Origin of the sequence: Magnetovibrio blakemorei, from assembly GCF_001746755.1 — a bacterium.
Lineage (GTDB): Bacteria > Pseudomonadota > Alphaproteobacteria > Rhodospirillales > Magnetovibrionaceae > Magnetovibrio > Magnetovibrio blakemorei.
In genome coordinates, this window is record NZ_MCGG01000020.1 from 76,677 (window position 1) to 95,015 (window position 18,339).

The 18,339-nt window shown below is 55.8% G+C and carries 19 protein-coding genes; 16 read left to right on the plus strand and 3 right to left on the minus strand.

Annotation, left to right across the window (positions count from 1 at the left end):
• Positions 1–122 precede the first annotated feature (122 nt).
• The gene (locus BEN30_RS06965; protein ID WP_069957618.1) at positions 123–776 is read right to left on the minus strand and encodes a carbonic anhydrase; all 654 of its coding nucleotides are present in this window, start codon (positions 774–776) and stop codon (positions 123–125) included.
• Complete coding sequence (locus BEN30_RS06970) at positions 773–1,597, minus strand: alpha/beta hydrolase (protein WP_069957619.1); 825 nt, start codon at positions 1,595–1,597, stop codon at positions 773–775. The genes BEN30_RS06965 and BEN30_RS06970 overlap by 4 nt, the downstream gene beginning before the upstream one ends.
• Positions 1,598–1,744: 147 nt before the next feature.
• Between BEN30_RS06970 and BEN30_RS06975 the strand changes: the two genes are divergently transcribed.
• The 6 genes from BEN30_RS06975 (at position 1,745) to BEN30_RS07000 (ending at position 8,346) form a co-directional block, all read left to right on the plus strand.
• Positions 1,745–2,959: a glycosyltransferase family 4 protein gene (locus BEN30_RS06975; protein WP_084005177.1), complete on the plus strand. Its 1,215-nt coding sequence runs from the start codon at positions 1,745–1,747 to the stop codon at positions 2,957–2,959.
• Positions 2,960–2,963: 4 nt separating this feature from the next.
• Positions 2,964–3,926: a glycosyltransferase family 9 protein gene (locus BEN30_RS06980; RefSeq protein ID WP_069957620.1), complete on the plus strand. Its 963-nt coding sequence runs from the start codon at positions 2,964–2,966 to the stop codon at positions 3,924–3,926.
• Positions 3,927–3,992: 66 nt separating this feature from the next.
• Complete coding sequence (gene thrS, locus BEN30_RS06985; RefSeq protein ID WP_069957644.1) at positions 3,993–5,912, plus strand: threonine--tRNA ligase; 1,920 nt, start codon at positions 3,993–3,995, stop codon at positions 5,910–5,912.
• A gap of 79 nt (positions 5,913–5,991) precedes the next feature.
• Positions 5,992–6,528, plus strand: a complete 537-nt coding sequence (gene infC, locus BEN30_RS06990) for a translation initiation factor IF-3 (RefSeq protein ID WP_069957621.1) — start codon at positions 5,992–5,994, stop codon at positions 6,526–6,528.
• Between the two features lie 197 nt (positions 6,529–6,725).
• Positions 6,726–7,667, plus strand: a complete 942-nt coding sequence (locus BEN30_RS06995) for a TauD/TfdA family dioxygenase (RefSeq protein ID WP_069957622.1) — start codon at positions 6,726–6,728, stop codon at positions 7,665–7,667.
• A gap of 133 nt (positions 7,668–7,800) precedes the next feature.
• Entirely contained in the window at positions 7,801–8,346 is a 546-nt protein-coding gene (locus BEN30_RS07000; RefSeq protein WP_069957623.1) for a protein phosphatase CheZ, read from the plus strand.
• Between the two features lie 24 nt (positions 8,347–8,370).
• On the opposite strand, the gene BEN30_RS07005 is transcribed toward BEN30_RS07000, so the two are convergent.
• On the minus strand, positions 8,371–9,291 hold the full coding sequence (locus tag BEN30_RS07005; protein ID WP_069957624.1) for a hydrogen peroxide-inducible genes activator: 921 nt from the start codon (positions 9,289–9,291) through the stop codon (positions 8,371–8,373).
• Between the two features lie 109 nt (positions 9,292–9,400).
• Between BEN30_RS07005 and BEN30_RS07010 the strand changes: the two genes are divergently transcribed.
• The 10 genes from BEN30_RS07010 to BEN30_RS07055 all read left to right on the plus strand — a co-directional run bounded on the left by BEN30_RS07010 (position 9,401) and on the right by BEN30_RS07055 (position 18,332).
• Positions 9,401–9,898, plus strand: a complete 498-nt coding sequence (locus BEN30_RS07010; protein ID WP_069957645.1) for a rubrerythrin family protein — start codon at positions 9,401–9,403, stop codon at positions 9,896–9,898.
• Between the two features lie 38 nt (positions 9,899–9,936).
• Positions 9,937–10,113, plus strand: coding sequence for a rubredoxin (locus tag BEN30_RS07015; protein WP_069957625.1), 177 nt, complete (start codon positions 9,937–9,939; stop codon positions 10,111–10,113).
• Positions 10,114–10,153: 40 nt separating this feature from the next.
• Positions 10,154–11,332 (plus strand): NAD(P)/FAD-dependent oxidoreductase, encoded by a 1,179-nt coding sequence (locus tag BEN30_RS07020; protein ID WP_069957626.1) that lies wholly within the window; start codon positions 10,154–10,156, stop codon positions 11,330–11,332.
• 272 nt (positions 11,333–11,604) lie between these two features.
• On the plus strand, positions 11,605–11,805 hold the full coding sequence (rpmI, locus tag BEN30_RS07025; RefSeq protein WP_069957627.1) for a 50S ribosomal protein L35: 201 nt from the start codon (positions 11,605–11,607) through the stop codon (positions 11,803–11,805).
• 49 nt (positions 11,806–11,854) lie between these two features.
• On the plus strand, positions 11,855–12,214 hold the full coding sequence (gene rplT, locus BEN30_RS07030) for a 50S ribosomal protein L20 (RefSeq protein WP_069957628.1): 360 nt from the start codon (positions 11,855–11,857) through the stop codon (positions 12,212–12,214).
• Between the two features lie 111 nt (positions 12,215–12,325).
• Positions 12,326–13,402 (plus strand): phenylalanine--tRNA ligase subunit alpha, encoded by a 1,077-nt coding sequence (pheS, locus tag BEN30_RS07035; protein ID WP_069957646.1) that lies wholly within the window; start codon positions 12,326–12,328, stop codon positions 13,400–13,402.
• Positions 13,399–15,822: a phenylalanine--tRNA ligase subunit beta gene (pheT, locus tag BEN30_RS07040; protein WP_069957629.1), complete on the plus strand. Its 2,424-nt coding sequence runs from the start codon at positions 13,399–13,401 to the stop codon at positions 15,820–15,822. Before pheS ends, pheT begins: the two co-directional genes overlap by 4 nt.
• A 313-nt stretch (positions 15,823–16,135) precedes the next feature.
• Entirely contained in the window at positions 16,136–16,666 is a 531-nt protein-coding gene (locus tag BEN30_RS07045; RefSeq protein WP_069957630.1) for a PAS domain-containing protein, read from the plus strand.
• Entirely contained in the window at positions 16,638–17,942 is a 1,305-nt protein-coding gene (locus BEN30_RS07050) for a methyl-accepting chemotaxis protein (RefSeq protein ID WP_069957631.1), read from the plus strand. The genes BEN30_RS07045 and BEN30_RS07050 overlap by 29 nt, the downstream gene beginning before the upstream one ends.
• Before the next feature lie 171 nt (positions 17,943–18,113).
• The gene (locus tag BEN30_RS07055) at positions 18,114–18,332 is read left to right on the plus strand and encodes a hypothetical protein (RefSeq protein ID WP_069957632.1); all 219 of its coding nucleotides are present in this window, start codon (positions 18,114–18,116) and stop codon (positions 18,330–18,332) included.
• The last annotated feature ends 7 nt before the right edge of the window (positions 18,333–18,339 follow it).

Here is an 18,339-nt window from a genome sequence, read left to right on the forward strand (position 1 = left end):
GTTGTCATTGCGAGCGCCTATCTGGCGCGTGGCAATCCAGGGGGAGCGGGCGTGCTGTGAGATGGATTGCTTCGTCGCTGCGCTTCTCGCAATGACGTTCCGTGGCCTGCAGAACTTAGGTTTTACACCAACGGTGAAAACTTATCTTGGGCGGGGTCGTAGCTGCTGAGTTCGCCTTCGGCGATGTCCAAATACCAGCCGTGAATTTGCAGGGTTTGGTTTTCCACGCGCTCGCGGATGAAGGGGAAAGTCATCAGGTTTTCCAGGGACACGATGACCGCTTGGCGTTCGCAGCAGCGGTCCAGGACTTCGCCTTCGGCTGACGGGTTTTTGCTTTTGGCCAGGGTGTAGGCTTTGTTGACGATAGAGGTCCACGACGGCACAAATCGTCCCGCCACCGGCGTGCCTTCTTGGCCCATGACCATGGCTTTGACACCTGAACAGTGGGCGTGGCCGAAGATGACGATGTGCTCAACGCCCAATTGCTCGACGGCGAATTCCAAAGCCGCCGAGGTGCCGTGATAAGAGGTTTCGCCCGCTTGGTCTTCCTCGAACGGCGGCACCAGATTGGCGACGTTGCGAATGGCGAAGATGTCGCCGGGATCAGATTGCAAAACGAGGGCCGGGTCAACGCGGGAATCGGAACACGCCACCATGGCGATGTTCGGGCGTTGCCCGTCGCGCACCAAACGGCGGTAGAGGTCCTTGCGTTCGGAAAAATATTTTTCGCGAAAAAACGTGAAGCCAAAAATCAGTTTGTTGAGAATGGGCGTCATACAGGTTCACTTTCCAAATCAGACAACAAATTGTTCAGCGTGCGGGTGAGACGTTTGAGGTCGGCCTCTTCGGACAATCGATGGTCGCCGTTTTTGACAAACTGAATTTCGACGTCATCACTGACCAAAGCGTCCTGGATTTGCAGCGCCGTTTGCCACGGTACGTCCAAATCCTTCATGCCCTGGATCAGGCGCACGGGCATTTTCAGGTTGAGCGGCTCGCGCAGCACCAGATGGGTCTTGCCGTCTTCAATCAAAGCCTTGGTGATGATGTAAGGGTCTTGCGGATTGTAGTCGCTGGGCAGTGCCACTTGGCCGGTCTGTTCCAGTTCCAGGCGCTGCGCATCGGTGAAGGCGTTGGCCATCAAATCTTCGGTGAAGTCGGGTGCGGCGGCCAGCCCGATGAGGCCGCGCAGACGCTCAGCGCGTTCGCGCGCCACCAACAGCATCAACCACCCACCCATGGAACTGCCGACGAGAACTTGCGGCCCTTGGGTCAAGTGATCCAGGGCATAGATCGCATCATTGGCCCATTGGCCGATGGTGCCGTCGATGAAAGCGCCCGACGATTGCCCGTGTCCGGTGTAATCAAAGCGCAAAAAGCTCCGTCCGTGGGCTTGGCACCACGCTTCCAGGGCGAGCGCTTTGGAGCCTTGCATATCGGATTTATAACCGCTCAAAAACACCACCCCGATTCGGTTATGCGTCGATTCGGGGGTGTTTTGGGGTAAATCTTGGCCCGGCGTGAAGTGGTAGGCGATGGTCGCGCCGTCTTCACGGGTGAGGATTTGGGGGGGCGTTTCGTTAGAAGAAGCTTGCATTTCTCTGGACACCTCACCTATGAACTGTAACGATTATTTGGCCGTGCCAGAAGTTACATGATAAAAATACATTCAGTGACCGCACGGTCAAGACAATAAGGGGCCCAGACCATTAAGCAGAACCTGACCATTTTTCCTCCGGCACGTTTGTGCGCGCCGGATACACAAGGCGTTGGCGGAGGCGAAGGCCTTGTCAAACCCGCCCCTGTGACCGTGTTGCAGGTTCTGCCCGCCTTGGGCGGCAGTGGTGGCGTGGAACGCGGCACCGTGGAAATTGCCGGCTGTATTTCAGCCCAAGGCTGGCGTTCCTTGGTGGCGTCCAGCGGCGGCGCGCGGGTGTATCAGTTGCAGCGCGCGGGTGCTGAGCACATCGAATTGCCGCTGCATTCCAAAAATCCGCTGACCATTTACGCCAACATCGCCAAGCTGGAAAAGCTGATCAAGACCCAAGGCATCGATCTGGTGCACGTGCGGTCGCGCGCCCCGGCGTGGAGTGCCTATTATGCCTGCAAACGCACCAATACGGCGTTTATCACCACTTTTCACGGCACCTATTCGGTCGGCTCGGCGTTCAAACGCATTTACAATTCGGTGATGACCCGCGGCGACCGGGTGATTGCGATTTCTAAATTTATCGCCGGGCACTTAAAACAAATGTACGGCGCGCCGGGGGAAAAAATTCGCGTCATTCATCGCGGCGTCGATCTGGATAGTTTCAATCCGGCTTTGGTCAACGCCGAACGGGTGATCACGCTGGCGCAAACGTGGCGCTTGGACGATGGCTTTCCGGTGTTGATGTTGCCCGGTCGCTTGACCCGGTGGAAAGGCCAATCGGTGTTTATCGAAGCCATTGCGGCGTTGGGGCGCAAAGACATTCGCTGCGTTTTGGTCGGTTCCGATCAAGGCCGCAGCGGCTACCGCAAAGAACTGGAACGCCTGATCGAAGCGAACGGTTTGAATTCGGTGGTGCGCATTGTCGATCACTGCGACGATATGCCCGCCGCTTACATGATGGCTGACGTGGTGGTGTCGGCCTCAACCGATCCCGAAGCCTTTGGCCGGGTCGTGGTCGAAGCCCAAGCCCTGGGCCGTCCGGTGGTGGCGCCCGATCACGGTGGCGCGTGCGAAACCATCATCGATGGCGAAACCGGCTGGCTGTTCCCGCCCGGCGACAAAATGGCGCTGGCGGCGGTGATGCAAAAAGCCTTGGATCTGGACGAGGACGGACGCCGTGCGTTTGCCGCCAAGGCGGCAAAAAGTGTTAGCGAGCATTTTTCCAAAGACTTGATGTGCGCCAAAACCTTGAGCGTTTACAGAGAAGTTCTGCAGGAGCGCGATCCAGAGCGCTATAAGGACATCTAGTCTGGTGGGCGGCGCGGTCGAACGGGTTCTCATCATCAAACTGGGGGCATTGGGCGATTTTGTCCAAGCTTTGGGGCCAATGGCGGCCATTCGCCGTCATCATCAAAGCCCGTTGGGCGCCGCTTCGGTTATTTTACTGACCACCAAGCCGTATGTTGATTTGGCGCGGGCGACGGGTTTGTTCGACGACGTTTGGGTTGATGAAGAGCGGCCCAAGCCGTGGCAAATCGGGCGGGTTCGGCGTTTAAGGGAAAAGCTGAAATCGGGCCATTTTACCCACGTTTACGATTTGCAGACGTCGGATCGCTCAAGCTTTTATTTTCATATTCTCGGCCCCTTTAAACGTCCCCTGTGGTCGGGCATTGCCCGGGGCTGTTCGCACCGTCATACCCATCCGGAACGCGACCGGATGCACACCATTGAACGCCAAATCGATCAATTGGCGGTGGCGGGCATTACGGATGTCGGCATGGCGGATTTAAGTTTCGCGCAAAAAGACATTTATCGTTTTGGTATTGAAAAGCCTTATGCGCTTTTGGTTCCCGGCGGCGCGCCGCACCGTCCGGCCAAACGCTGGCCTGCAAAAGACTTCGCAGAACTGGCCAACCGCCTGTTTGTCAAGGGCATTACCCCGGTCTTGTTGGGCGCGCGCGCGGAACAGGGGATTTTGACCCTGATTGAACGGGATGCTCCCGGCACGGTGAACCTGTGCGCCAAAACCGATTTTATCGACATCGCCGTGCTGGCGCGTGGCGCGGCGCTGGCGGTGGGCAACGATACCGGTCCGATGCATATGATTTCCTTGGCGGGCTGCCCCAGCATTGTGCTGTATTCATCCGACAGTGACCCGGCCTTGTGCGCGCAACGGGGCCCCAGCGTTGAGATTGTGCGCAAAACGCGGTTGGAAGACGTTTCGGTGGCGGAAGTTTGGGACGTGGTAGAGCGTACAGCCGCTTTGGTGCCTTGACAGAGGCCTGAATCCCCTTACATTCGCGCTTTTCAAGCACGCTTCATCGAACGAAGGCATATGTTAATGGTTAACTTGACACTTCCCGACGGTTCCATCCGTAAGTATGACGCCCCCATAACGGGCGCAGACGTTGCTGCGGATATCGGTCCGGGTTTGGCGAAGGCCGCCTTGGCGGTCAAAATCAACGGGGAACTGGCAGATTTGTCGCGTTCCATAACCGAAGATGTCGCGTTTTCCATTGTCACCGCGAAGGATGAAGACGCGCTGGAAGTGCTGCGTCACGACGCCGCGCACATCATGGCCGAAGCGGTGCAGGAGCTGTATCCCGACACCCAGGTGACCATCGGACCGGCCATCGAAAACGGCTTTTATTACGATTTTGCCCGCGAAAAACCGTTTGTGCCTGAAGATCTTGAAAAGATCGAAAAGCGCATGGCGGAAATTGTCGACCGCGACGAAGTCATCACCCGCGAAGTGTGGGCGCGCGACGACGCCATCAATTTCTTCAAACAAAAGGGCGAACATTATAAAGCCCAGATCATCGAAGCCATCCCCGAAGACCAAGACGTCAGCTTGTACCGCCAAGGCGATTTCATCGACCTGTGCCGCGGCCCACATTTGCCGTCGACGGGTAAACTGGGCAAAGCGTTCAAGCTGATGAAGCTGGCGGGGGCTTATTGGCGCGGCGATTCCAACAACGAAATGCTGCAACGCATTTACGGCACCGCATGGACTGATAAAAAGCAATTGGCCGCGTACTTGACCATGTTGGAAGAGGCCGAAAAACGCGATCACAGGCGTTTGGGCCGGGAAATGGAGCTGTTCCATTTGCAAGACGTCGCCCAGGGCAGCGTCTTCTGGCACCCCAAGGGCTGGACGCTCTATCGCGCCGTTCAAGATTACATGCGCACCAATTTGGAAGCGGCGGGCTATGTTGAGGTCAACACCCCGCAACTGGTGGATCGCAAGCTGTGGGAAGATTCCGGGCACTGGGAAAAATTCCGTGAAGCCATGTTTGTGGCCGAATCCGAAGACCGCCTGTTGGCCATCAAACCGATGAACTGCCCGTGTCATGTGCAGATTTTTAAACAAGGCACCACCAGCTATCGCGATTTGCCGATCCGCATGGCGGAATTTGGCAGCTGTCACAGAAACGAACCTTCGGGCGCGCTGCATGGCTTGATGCGGGTGCGTGCGTTCACCCAAGACGATGCGCATATTTTCTGCACCGAAGACCAGATCACGTCGGAAACCAAAGATTTTTGCGACTTGCTTTTGCGAATCTACAAAGATTTCGGATTTGAAGAGGTGAAGGTTAAATTCTCCGACCGCCCCGAAGTCCGCGCCGGCAGCAATGAAACCTGGGACAAGGCCGAAAGTGCGCTGAAGGAAGCCACCGAGGCCGCAGGGCTGGAGTGGACCCTCAATCCGGGCGAAGGGGCGTTCTACGGACCGAAGCTGGAATTCGTGCTGCGTGACGCCATCGGTCGCGATTGGCAGTGCGGCACCTTGCAGGTCGACTTCGTTTTGCCTGAACGTTTGGACGCCACTTATATCGGTGTGGACGGTGAAAAGCATCGCCCGGTCATGCTTCATCGCGCCATTTTGGGGTCCTTTGAGCGTTTCTTGGGAATTTTGATGGAAAACTATGCGGGCAAATTCCCCCTGTGGTTGGCCCCCGTTCAAGCGGTCGTGACGACCATCACGTCGGACGCCGACGACTATGCGCTGGATGTTTATGAAGCCTTGAAAACGGCGGGAATTCGCGCCGAAATCGATGTGCGCAACGAAAAGATCAACTACAAAATTCGCGAGCACAGCCACAAAAAAGTCCCCGCGATTTTTGTCGTGGGCAAACGTGAAGCCGAAGAAAACAAGGTGGCGGTGCGCCGTCTTGACGGTAAAGATCAAGAAATCCTTGCGCTTGCAGAGGCAATTGATATCCTCTCGGCCGAGGCAAAGGGCCCGCTGTCCGGAAGTTGAGGTCATTTTCGTCCCATATAATAACAGCACTGTACGTTTTTAAGCGCCGCCGGAAGCGCATAACAGAAGGAGAAGGGCCATCGCCCGACCACCATTTAACAAAAAGCCGACCTTTGATGGACCAAACATCAATGAACGTATCACCGCCCAGGAAGTCCGCCTTGTCGGACCCGAAGGTGAAATGATCGGCGTTAAAACCACCCAGGAAGCTATTCAAATCGCAGTCGGACACGGCCTGGACCTGGTTGAGGTTTCCCCCAACGCAGAACCGCCGGTGTGCAAAATCCTCGACTATGGCAAGTACAAGTACGAGGAACAGAAAAAGCGCAACGAGGCGAAGAAAAAGCAAAAGGTCATCGCGATCAAAGAGATCAAGATGCGCCCCGGCATCGACATTCATGACTATGAAGTCAAGATGAAGGCCGCGCGCAAGTTCTTGGACAATGGCGATAAGGTGAAAGTCACCATCCGCTTCCGTGGCCGCGAAATGGCTCACCAGGACTTAGGCCTTAAAGTTTTGGTTAAAATGCGCGACGAACTTGAGGAATTGACCAAGGTCGAACAAATGCCCAAGTCCGAAGGCCGCATGATGACGATGGTGCTCGCGCCTAAATAGGTCCGCTGCAGACGTCAAAGACCACAAGAATTCAAAACCCCCGCCCAATTTCGGCGGGGGTTTTTGGTTTATGGGGGGACTACAAGGCCGCCTGACGACGGTCAAGGATGCGCTATACGTACTTTGTATTATGTGCGTCGAAAATCTTCCGATGTGGGCTGAGGGAGAACGTTGTTTTGACCCATAAGGATTTTAACATGCGCGCTCATCAAGCCCATCAAGACTTAATAAACAGCCCCTTCGATCTGTCCAACACGGCATTGTTTGATGCGTGGTGTGAGCAAAAATTAAAGGATTACCCAAGTTCTTTGGGCGATTTGGTGGTCGAAGTGAAAGACCCCCGCGCTTTGACGGCGGCTGAACATGGCGCCTTGTTGGTGCGTCTGCAAAAGGCCAACATGGCGGTTTACGTTGGTGGTACGGGCGACGATCCTGATCGCGCCATTCCCTTGAAATTGGCGGCCCAATTGGGCGCGGCGGGTTTGAACCACAACTGGCTGGCTGACGACGATGGTTTGACGTCTTTGACCGTGGTCGATGACGGCACCCGCCACCATTACATTCCCTACACCAATCGTTTGATCAAATGGCACACCGACGGCTACTACAACACCGCCGACAAGCAAATCCAGACGCTCAATCTCCATTGTGTCTGTCCCGCGGCCGAAGGCGGCGAAAATCGCCTGATGGATCATGAAATCGCCTATATGGAACTGCGGCGGGAAAATCCGGATTACATCCGGGCTTTGTGTGCTCCCGATGCCATGACCATTCCGGCACGCATCGATGAAGGCGGCACCGTGGCACGCAAAGACCAACCCGGTCCGGTGTTTTCGGTCACGGCCCAAGGCAACCTGCACATGCGCTATACCATCCGCGAGCAAAATGTATTGTGGAAAAATGATGCCGTCACCTTGGAAGCGATTGCGTTCTTGGAAAAACTTTTGGAAAGCGACAGCCCCTATATTTATCAAGGTCGTTTGGAATCGGGCATGGGCCTGGTCAGCACCAACGTTTTGCATGACCGTTCAGGCTTCAGCGACGATGAAACGCACAAACGGTTGATCTATCGGGCGCGCTATTTTGATCGTCTCGACAATACAAATGTATTGGATGTGTATCCCGGTTTGCTTGATTAAATTCAGGCGTCCACGCCAATATAACTTGGGGCTGCTCCATGAAAACCTGTAAATTTTGGTTAGCTGGGGCAGCCCCAAAAAGTTTCCTGTAAACATGCGTGCATGACGGCCTGGGGAGTGATAAATTCAGGGAATGACCGACCACATCCACAATGCCCAGTATGACGAATTGTCGCGCCAAATTGTGCAGCTCTATGGCTATATGGAGCGCATTAAGAGCGAAATTGCGGCCGTAAAGCACCCCAATTCCAAGGTGGATCACTTTAACAAGGCCGCCGATCAACTGGCCGCCATCGTCACCGCCACCGAAGAAGCAACCAACACCATCATGGCCGCGACGGAAGCCACGTCGACCATTGCCGAAAAGTTGAAAGATCACATCCGCATTGGGGAAGTGACGGATGATCTGGATCTGATCATCGATAATGCCAACAAAGTGTTTGAAGCGTGCACCTTTCAAGACATCACCGGACAGCGCATTGGCAAAATCGTGCAAACCATGAACCTTTTGGAAGGCACGCTGAGCTCGCTGGTGGTAATCATCGGCAAAGATTCCATCGCCGCCTTGCCGGTGCAGCCCACGGATAAAGACGAACACAATGGCGAGGCCATGCATGGTCCGGCGCTGGCCAGTGAAGAAAGCGTCAGCCAAGCCGACATCGATGCGATGTTCGACTGATCACCCTGTAAAAATAGTGACGATCTAAATTTTGCGTTTTACCCGCAGCCCCGCCATGCGCCCGCGCAAGTAAGCGCCGAGTGCCGCGATGTCCAAATCGCGGCGGAATGAGGCGCGCCACACCAACGCAATTTGACGCGGCGCACCGTTGGTTTTCAGCGGCCGCAGCTCCAACGCCTGGGTGTTGATCATGCCCGAGTTCAGGGCAATTTCCGGCAAAAACGTGATGCCCAAGCCATTGGCAACCATTTCCGCCAGGGTGTAGAGGCTGGTGGAAGCGAACTCGCCCGAGTGCTTGAAGCCTGCCAGAGAACACGCGGCCAAGGCGTGATCGCGCAGGCAGTGACCGTCTGCCAACATCAAAAGCTCGTCGGTTGGCAAGTCTGCGGGCGAAAGGCTGCGCTTTTTGGCCAGAGCATGACCCTTGGGCAAGGCCACCCAAAAAGCATCGCCACCCAAATCGAAGGTTTTGAGGTTTCCTGTGTCGTACGGCAGGGCGATGATGGCCGCCTCCAAATCGCCCCTGTGCAGTTGGTCCAAAACATCAGCGCTTTGGCCTTCCGTTAAGTAGAGCTTTAAGTCCGGGTAGGCTTGGCGCAAACCGCCCAATACGCGGGGCAGCACAAATGGCCCGATGGTGGGAATGATGCCCATGCGCATGCGCCCGCTGAGCGGCAGACCTGCGGCGGTGGCGACTTCCGCAATGTCGCGTGCCCCTTCCAACACGGTGCGCGCTTTCTCCGCGATCTCAAGACCCAAGGGCGTCGGCTGCACTTTGCGTCGGGTGCGTTCGACCAATTCGGCCTGCAGCAGGTTTTCCAATTCGCTCAATCCGGCACTGAGCGTCGATTGGGTCACGTGGCAGCGCTCCGCCGCTTGGCCGAAATGGCACAAATCTACGACCGCGATCAAGTATTCCAATTGGCGCAAAGTGGGCAGATACATAATCGATTCCTTCACTAACTGAATACAGTTTAATCAATTGGATCGATTTATTCAAGGGCCGTATGGTGCTTTCAACGAACAGCACCACACTCAACCAGGAGAAACCAACATGAGCAAAACAGCAGAAAATTCCGTCACCATTCAAAACCTGGAAGCGGCCTTTGCCGGGGAATCCATGGCCAACCGCAAATACCTCTATTTCGCACGCCGCTGCCGGGCTTTGGGCATGGATGACGTGGCCGAAGTTTTCGAAGCCACTGCGGAACAAGAAACCGCCCACGCCTTCGGTCATTTGGAACTTTTGTATCCGTCCAGCGAATTAACTGTCGAACGCATGCTGGAACTGGCCGTTGAAGGGGAAACCTACGAGTACACCGAAATGTATCCCAAGTTCCGCCACTTGGCCGTTGAAGAAGGCCGCATGGACGCGGTGAAGGAAATGGACGAACAAATCGAAGAAAGCCGTGAACATGCTGAAATGTTCGCCGCCGTATTGGAAAAAGCCGCCAAACGTTTTGCCGCACTGGCCAAAGTTGAAGAACGCCATGCCGGACATTACCAAGCCGCACTCGACCAAGTTCGCACCAAATCGGTTGCCGCCGAATAACCGCTGAAGAGCATCAAAACCCATAAGGATATCAAGCTATGAAAAACCAAAAATACATCTGCGTTGTTTGCAACTACGTCTATGACCCCGCCGTCGGCATGCCCGAAGACGGTATCCCCGCCGGCACCGCCTTTGCCGATATCCCCGACGATTGGGAATGCCCCGATTGTGGTGTGGCGAAAGCCGACTTCGAAGCGATGGAGGAGGCGGCTTAAGCCGCCCCTCCTGGCCATTCAAAACGAAAAGGACAAAGCCATGACCGCCGATCAAACCCACGCTGACACGCTTATCATTGGTTCCGGCATGGCCGGGTACACCTTGGCACGCGAGCTGCGCACCTTGGACCCGGAAACCCGCATCACCGTGCTTTCTGCCGACGACGGGGCGGTCTATTCCAAGCCAATGATTTCAAACGCTTTTAAGCAAGGCAAAACACCCGACACACTGGTGCAAAAAAGCGCAGAACAGATGGCGGCAGAGCTGAACATCGAAGTCCGTCCCTTCAACCGCGTGCACACCATTGACCGCGTCGCCAAGGCGGTCAGCGTAGAAGGAGCGGAAGGCCAAGGCCTCATCACCTACACCCATTTGGTGCTGGCGGTGGGGGCCAATCCGCGCCCCTACACGGTCGACGGCAGTGATGAAGTGGCTCTGCCCGCCGTCAACAGCTTGGCTGACTATGGACGTTGGCGGGCCAATCTGAAAGACGGGGCGCGAGTGCTGATTGTCGGCGCGGGATTGATCGGTGTGGAATTTGCCAATGATCTGGCCGTTGCGGGCTATAGCGTCACCTTGGTGGACCCCGCCCCCAAACCTTTGTCGCGGCTGTTGCCCGATGAATTGGGTCAAGTGATGCAAGACGCGCTAACGGACCAAGGCATCACCTTTTATATGGGCCGCACCATTGCCCGGGTCGCCCAAGGTTCTCACGGCAACACGGCAACATTGGATGACGGTACCAGCATTGCCTTTGACACGGCGTTGACCGCCATCGGTTTGGTGGCCAACACCCAACTGGCCCAAAGTGCCGGGTTGGAGGTCGGACGCGGCATTCGTGTGGATGCGCTGTTGCGTACCTCTGATCCAAACGTCTTTGCTTTGGGCGACTGCGCCGAAACCGATGCGGGTGTGTTGCCCTTCATCTTGCCGCTGATGGGCGCCGCTCGCGCCCTGGCAAAGACATTGATGGGCACGCCCACGCCGCTCAGCCTGCCCGCCTTGGCTGTGACGGTGAAGACGCCGGCTCTGCCCACCGTGGTGTGCCCACCTTCGCCGGGCGTTGAGGGTAGATGGGTTTTAGAAGGCCAGGGGCAAAACCGCCGCGCGGTCTTCATCGGTCAGGCGGGTGAACAATTGGGTTTTGCCTTAACCGGCTCTGAAACCAAAGCCCGCCAGAGCCTCAGTCGCGAAATGCCGGACCTTTTGGCGGCTTAAAACGGCTGAAAAACGCCCCCCGCGCACTCGATTTTGGCGCGGGGGGCGTCTTTTGCCGTAAATTGGTTGCAAGAGCCCAAGTTTCCAAGCGATTCACCGCTTGCATTGGTCCCGGGCATTGGCTATAACCCGGCGTTCCTGCCCCGTCTGCTCAATGAGCCTGCGGGAAGGGATTATACGGGCGACATGGCAGGGCATGCCTGGATCGCCTAGAACTGCAAAATCGGATGCACCTCCTTCGGCCGTGCATCCCCAGACTAAGGATAAGCAAAATGCCCAAGCTGAAGACGAAATCCAGCGCCAAAAAGCGCTTCCGTCTCACGGGTACCGGCAAAGTTCGCTCCGGTGCCGCTTGTACCCAGCACATGTTGCGTCGGCGTTCTCAGAAAATGAAACGCCAAGCTCGTGGCACAATGATTCTGTGTGCCCAAGATGCAAAGATTGTTCTGAGCTACATGCCCTATGCCAAATAACGGCGTGCTGAAATAGCATCGCAGCCGATATAAGAGACGGAGAAAAGATATGTCCCGTGTGAAACGTGGTGTAACAACACACGCCCGCCACAGAAAAGTCATCAAAGCCGCAAAAGGTTACCGCGGTCGTAGTAAAAACGTTTACAGCGTTGCCATTGAACGCGTCGAAAAAGGTCTGCAATACGCTTACCGTGATCGCCGCAACAAAAAGCGCGATTTCCGCAAATTGTGGATTCAGCGCATCAATGCTGGCGCACGCCTCAGCGGCATGACCTATTCCACGTTCATGAACGGCCTCAATGTGGCCGGCATTGAACTGGATCGTAAAGTGCTTGCCGACCTCGCCGTGCGCGAACCGGCAACCTTTAAAAGCTTGGTGGAACAGGCCCAGGCCGCTCTCGCCAAGTAAAACACCGGGTCACAGCGTGATCTGAGAGTTGTTTCGAGAGGGGCCGGCGCCTGACGCTGGCCCCTTTTGTTTGCCTATTTAAGCCCAGTTGGGGGAATACACGTGCCGAATTTGCAATCATCCACGGATACACTCAAGGCCGCTTTGCTGGCTCAAGTCGATGCCGCTGACAGCTTAGCCGCATTGGAAGATGTGCGCGTTTCCGCCCTGGGTAAAAAAGGCGAGATCACGGCGCAGATGAAAAATCTGGGCGCGCTGGATCCCGAACAACGCAAAATCGCAGGTCAAGCGCTCAACGCTTTGAAGGACGAAATCGCCGCCGCCCTGGACGCCAAAAAAACGCGCATGGCCGATGACGCGTTGAACGCCCAACTGCTGGCGCAAAAAATCGATGTGACCTTGCCCACGCGTCCTGAATCGAGTGGTTATGTGCACCCCATCAGCCAGACCATCGAAGAAGCCGTGGCGATTTTGGGGGAGNTGGGCTTTCAGGTCGCCGAAGGTCCCGAGATCGAAGACGACTGGTACAACTTCACCGCCTTGAACATTCCCGAAGACCATCCCGCCCGCCAAGAACACGATACGTTTTATCTGCCCGGTGTCGGTGATAAGGGCCGCAAGGTTTTGCGCACGCATACCTCGCCGGTGCAAATTCGTACCTTGTTGAACAGCACGCCGCCGGTGCGCATCATTGCGCCGGGACGCACGTATCGCTGCGATTACGACGCCACCCACAGCCCCATGTTCCATCAAATCGAAGGCTTGGTGGTGGATGAAGCCACCCACATGGGTCACTTGAAAGGCTGCTTGATCGATTTCTGTCGCGCTTATTTTGGCGTCGACGATTTGCCGGTGCGGTTTCGCCCCAGTTATTTTCCGTTCACCGAACCGTCGGCGGAAGTCGACATCGGCTGTTCGCGCGAAGGCGGCGAATTCAAAATCGGCGGCGCGGATTGGTTGGAAATTTTGGGCTGCGGTATGGTCAATCCCAAGGTCTTGGAAAACTGCGGCATCGATTCCACCAAATACCAGGGCTTTGCCTTTGGCATGGGAATTGAGCGCTTGGCGATGTTGAAATACGGTATACCCGACCTGCGGACTTTTTATGAATCGGACCTGCGCTGGCTGCGCCATTACGGATTTCAAGCCTTGGATGTGCCATCCATGGTGGGAGGGCTCAACCAATGAAGTTCACACTCAGCTGGCTCAAAGACCACCTAGACACCGACGCAACCTTGCAACAGGTGTCCGAACGCCTGACCATGTTGGGCCTGGAAGTCGAAGGCATTGAAGAACGCTCAAAAGGTCTGGAAGACTTTGTTGTCGGTGAAGTTTTGGAGGCCGAAAAACACCCCGACGCCGATAAGCTGCAAATTCTGAAGGTCAACAACGGCTCTGAGATTTTGCAAGTCGTGTGCGGCGCGCCCAACGCGCGCAAAGGCTTGAAGGGTGTGTTTGGGGCATCGGGCATGTACGTGCCGGGTCTGGACGTGACGCTCAAAGCCGCCACCATTCGCGGCGTCGATTCCAACGGTATGATGCTTTCCGAGCGTGAAATGGGTTTGAGCGATGCGCACACGGGCATTGTTGAACTCGATGAAAGTGCGCCCGTTGGCGCGGCGGCGGTGGACGTCATGGGGCTCAGCGATCCGGTGATTGAAATCGCCATTACGCCCAACCGCGGCGACTGCTTGGGCGTGCGCGGCATTGCCCGGGACTTGGCGGCATCGGGGTTGGGGACACTCAAAGCGCATGGCATCCAGGCGATTGCCGGTGTATTCGACAGTCCCATCGACGTTAAACTGGATTTTCCCGAAGACGCAATTTCGGCGTGCTCGCAATTTGTCGGGCGCTATGTGCGCGGGGTGAAAAACGGCCCCAGCCCCAAATGGATGCAGGACCGCTTGCTCGCCATAGGCCTCCGCCCGATCTCCGCCTTGGTGGACATCACCAACTATTCGACCATCGATTTGGGTCGTCCCTTGCACGTGTTTGATGCCGACAAGGTTTCGGGCAACATTTCGGCGCGTCTGGCACGCAACGGCGAAACGCTGCTGGCGTTGGACGGCAAAGACTATACCTTGGACGATCAGATGTGCGTGATTGCCGACGACCAAAAGGCCGAAGGCATTGCCGGCGTCATGGGCGGCGAAGAATCAGGGTGCACAGAAAGCACCGTCAACGTGTTCATCGAAAGCGCCCTTTTTGATCCCGTGCGCACCGCAGCTACGGGACGCAAACTGAATCTTATGAGCGATGCGCGCTATCGCTTTGAACGCGGCGTTGATAACGACTTTGCCGTGGATGGTTGCGAAAATGCCACCCGCTTGGTGATGGAACTGTGCGGCGGTGAGCCGTCCAAAATCATTGTTGCAGGCGACGGGCCAAATTGGCGCAAGACCATCGCGTTTCGCCCCAGCCGCGTCGCCGGATTGACCGGCGTTCAAGTTGACGAAACGGAAATGGAACGCATCCTCACCGTCTTGGGCTTTACCGTCGCCAAGAGTACGGACAGCTGGAATGTTGAGGCTCCCGCCTGGCGTGGCGATATGGTCGGCGAAGCGTGCGTGGTGGAAGAAATCGTACGCGTGAACGGCTATCACAACATTCCCCACGTTTCCATGGAACGCTTGGACGCGTTGCCGCACCCGGCCATCAACCCGGCGATGCGTCGCCGTCGCACGGTGCGTCGTACGCTTGCCAGCCGGGGTTTGATCGAAGCCGTCACCTATTCGTTTTTGCCCAGCGCCCATGCGGACCTGTTTGCTCCCGTTGGCGGTGTGCCCGACGGCTTGCGCTTGACCAATCCGATTTCAGCGGAATTGGACGTGATGCGCCCGAACTTGCTGCCCAACTTGATCGCGGCCATTGGGCGCAACGCGGCGCACGGTCTTGATGATGGCGCGCTCTTTGAAGTGGGGCCGCAGTTTGCAGGGGACGCGGCGACGGATCAAAGCTTGGTCGCCGCCGGGGTGCGTGCGGGTCAAGCGGTTGGGCGCAACTGGGCGAGCCCGGCGCGTCAAGTCGATGCGTTTGATGCCAAAGCCGACGCCATTGCCGCGCTACAGGCGGCTGGTGCACCGACGGACAATCTCCAGGTCTTTGCGGCTGAAGAGGGCGGGCCGAACTGGTATCACCCCGGACGCTCCGGCACCTTGCGCCTGGGGCCGAAAACGGTGTTGGCCAGTTTTGGTGAAGTGCATCCCGGCACGCTCAAGAAAATGGGCGTCAAAGGACCGCTTGTGGCGTTCGAAGTGTTTCTCGACAATTTGCCCAAGCTCAAAGACAAAAAGAGCCAGGCCCGGCCGTTGGTTAAGCTGTCTGCGTTTCACAGCGTGGAGCGTGATTTTGCCTTCGTCGTGGACGCGGGTGTTGAGGTCGCGCACATTGTGCGCGCCGCCTATGGAGCAGATAAGACTCTGATCAGCGACGTTCAGCTGTTTGACGTGTATCAGGGCCAAGGGGTGGCCGAGGGTAAAAAATCCGTCGCCATTCAAGTGACGCTGCAACCGTTCGACAAAACCATGACCGATGAAGAAATCGAGGCGATTGCGCAAAAGCTGGTGTCAAACGTTGAAAAGGCGACGGGTGGCGAATTGCGCGGTTGAACCGCAAAGTAGATCGCCTACATGATAAATAGTATGTATTTTTAATTGAAATGATGACCAATGCGAGCTTGCGGGCGCGCAATACCCGCATGGTGTGATTTTTAGTACGATACATAGCATATTGTTTATTTTGTCTTAACTCTGGCATTCTATACTCTATATTTATAAGTGGGTGGGCGTGCTCGAAGAGCACTAGAGATGCATATCTGCGCAGTTGAAAGATACGCTCAGCGTAATTTTGTCAGGATGGGGATGCTGATGAAATTTGGCTGGATTGGTTATTATGTAATTTTTGGGTATTTGGAACCGTTCTATGGCAAGAGATGTAACTCTAACTGGGGTCGAGCGCACATTCGATGACAATGAAATCATCGTCAGCAAAACCGATCCTTCTGGCCGCCTAATCTACGCAAATGACGTTTTTTTGCGTCTGGCGGGCATGACGGAAGCGGAAACACTTGGTCAACCACACTCCGTTATTCGTCATCCTGAAATGCCGCGTTGTGTTTTTAAGCTGCTGTGGGACACCATTTCAGCGGGCAAAGAATTGTTTGCGTATGTGGTCAACCGTTCAAAGAATGGCGATCACTATTGGGTTTTGGCCCACGTCACGCCAAGCTTCGGCCCCAGCGGCGAGATTGTTGGCTATCACTCCAACCGTCGTACGGTTGATAAGCAGGTGATCAAAACCGTGATTGAGCCGCTTTACAAACAGTTGCTCGATATCGAAAAGAGCCATTCCAATGCCAAAGACGGCATGAATGCGGCTTTCAAAAAACTGCTGAAAATTCTTGAAGAAAAAGGGGTCGCGTACGATGAGTTCATCTTCTCTCTCCAACGTTAAGATCGCGCTGATTGTTGCCGGTCTTGCCGGTGTTGCAACGGGGGTTGGCGAACTCATTGGCTTGCCTGTGTATCTGAACGAAATTCTGGCGGCGATCAGTTTTATTGCGGCTTTTAGCGGTCTGTATTTTGTGACCAAGGTCACCAGTGAAATCAAACGCACCGTCGCCGTCTGCCAAGCGGCAGACCGGGGTGACTTTGAGGTCCGTATCATCGGCATCGTTGAAGGCGGCGATATCGGCGTAATGCAGAATTCGGTCAACGGCATGATCAACCGCGCCGATGCGTACGTGCGTGAATCGATGGCGTGCTTGGATTATGTGGCGGCGAACAAATATTTTCGCACCATATTGACCAAAGGCATGGTGGGCAGCTTTAGAACCGCTGCCGATACGGTCAACAAAGCCACCCATTCCATGAAGACCAAGGTGGATAATTTTTCCAAGGTTGCTGACAACTTTGAAAGCAACATGAAGCAGGTCGTCGACACCGTCGCCGCCGCTGCGACGGAATTGCAATCCACGGCCCAGGGCATGGAAAGCACGGCTCAGGCCACAAGCCAACAGGCCACCACGGTGGCCGCGGCTGCGGAAGAAGCTTCGACCAACGTGCAAACGGTGGCCAGTGCGGCGGAAGAGCTTTCCAGCTCGATTTCCGAAATTTCCCGTCAGGTTTCCCAGTCCACGCAAATCGCCGGTGCTGCGGTTATCGAAGTCGATAGCGCCAACGCCAAGGTTCAAGGACTGGCCGATGCGGCCAACAAAATTGGCGAAGTGGTTGCGTTGATTACGGACATTGCCGATCAAACCAACTTGCTGGCCTTGAACGCCACCATTGAAGCGGCGCGTGCCGGTGAAGCGGGCAAAGGTTTTGCGGTTGTGGCTTCTGAAGTCAAAAACCTGGCCAATGCAACGGCCAAAGCGACCGAAGAAATTTCGGCGCAAATTGGTGGCATTCAAGGGGCGACCAAAGAGGCCGTGGCGGCCATTGGTTCTATTGGCGGCACCATCAGCAAAATGAACGAAATCGCTTCTGCCATTGCGGCGGCGGTGGAAGAACAAGGCGCTGCGACGCAAGAAATTGCCCGCAACGTTGAACAGGCTGCTGGCGGTACGACCGAGGTGACGACCAATATCGTCCAGGTCACTCAAGCTGCCAACGAAACAGGCCACAGCGCGCACGACGTGTTGGGTGCCGCGGGCGAATTGTCCAAACAAGCAGTTGTGCTTGGCAACGAAATGGACGCCTTCATTATTGAGATGCGCAAAGTGATCTAAGCGCACCGCTTGGCACTTTGGCCAAAACAAAAAAACCGGGTCCGATTGGGCCCGGTTTTTTGTGCCTGAAAAAGGCCTTAATGCCGCCCGGAAAGGGACGCAAAAGGTGCGTTAAATACCATCCTGGAAGAGTGAGCCACGCCATACTGGCGCAAATAGAGGGGTGAGAAGATGCGCATTGTTTTGCCGTTAGCCGTTGCCGGAGCTTTGGGGCTGATGGCCTGGCCCGTCGTGGACACGCCAAACGCCCCGGCGCTGGAGTTTGTCGACAGTCATAAAGACCATTGGCCAGGGCAGAGCCTTCTCAAGGCGCGCCAAGCCTCGTGGGTGGGCAATGAAAACAAACGCGATGCTATCTTGATGAGCGCCGTTTGGAGCCCACAAAAATAGTTGCCGG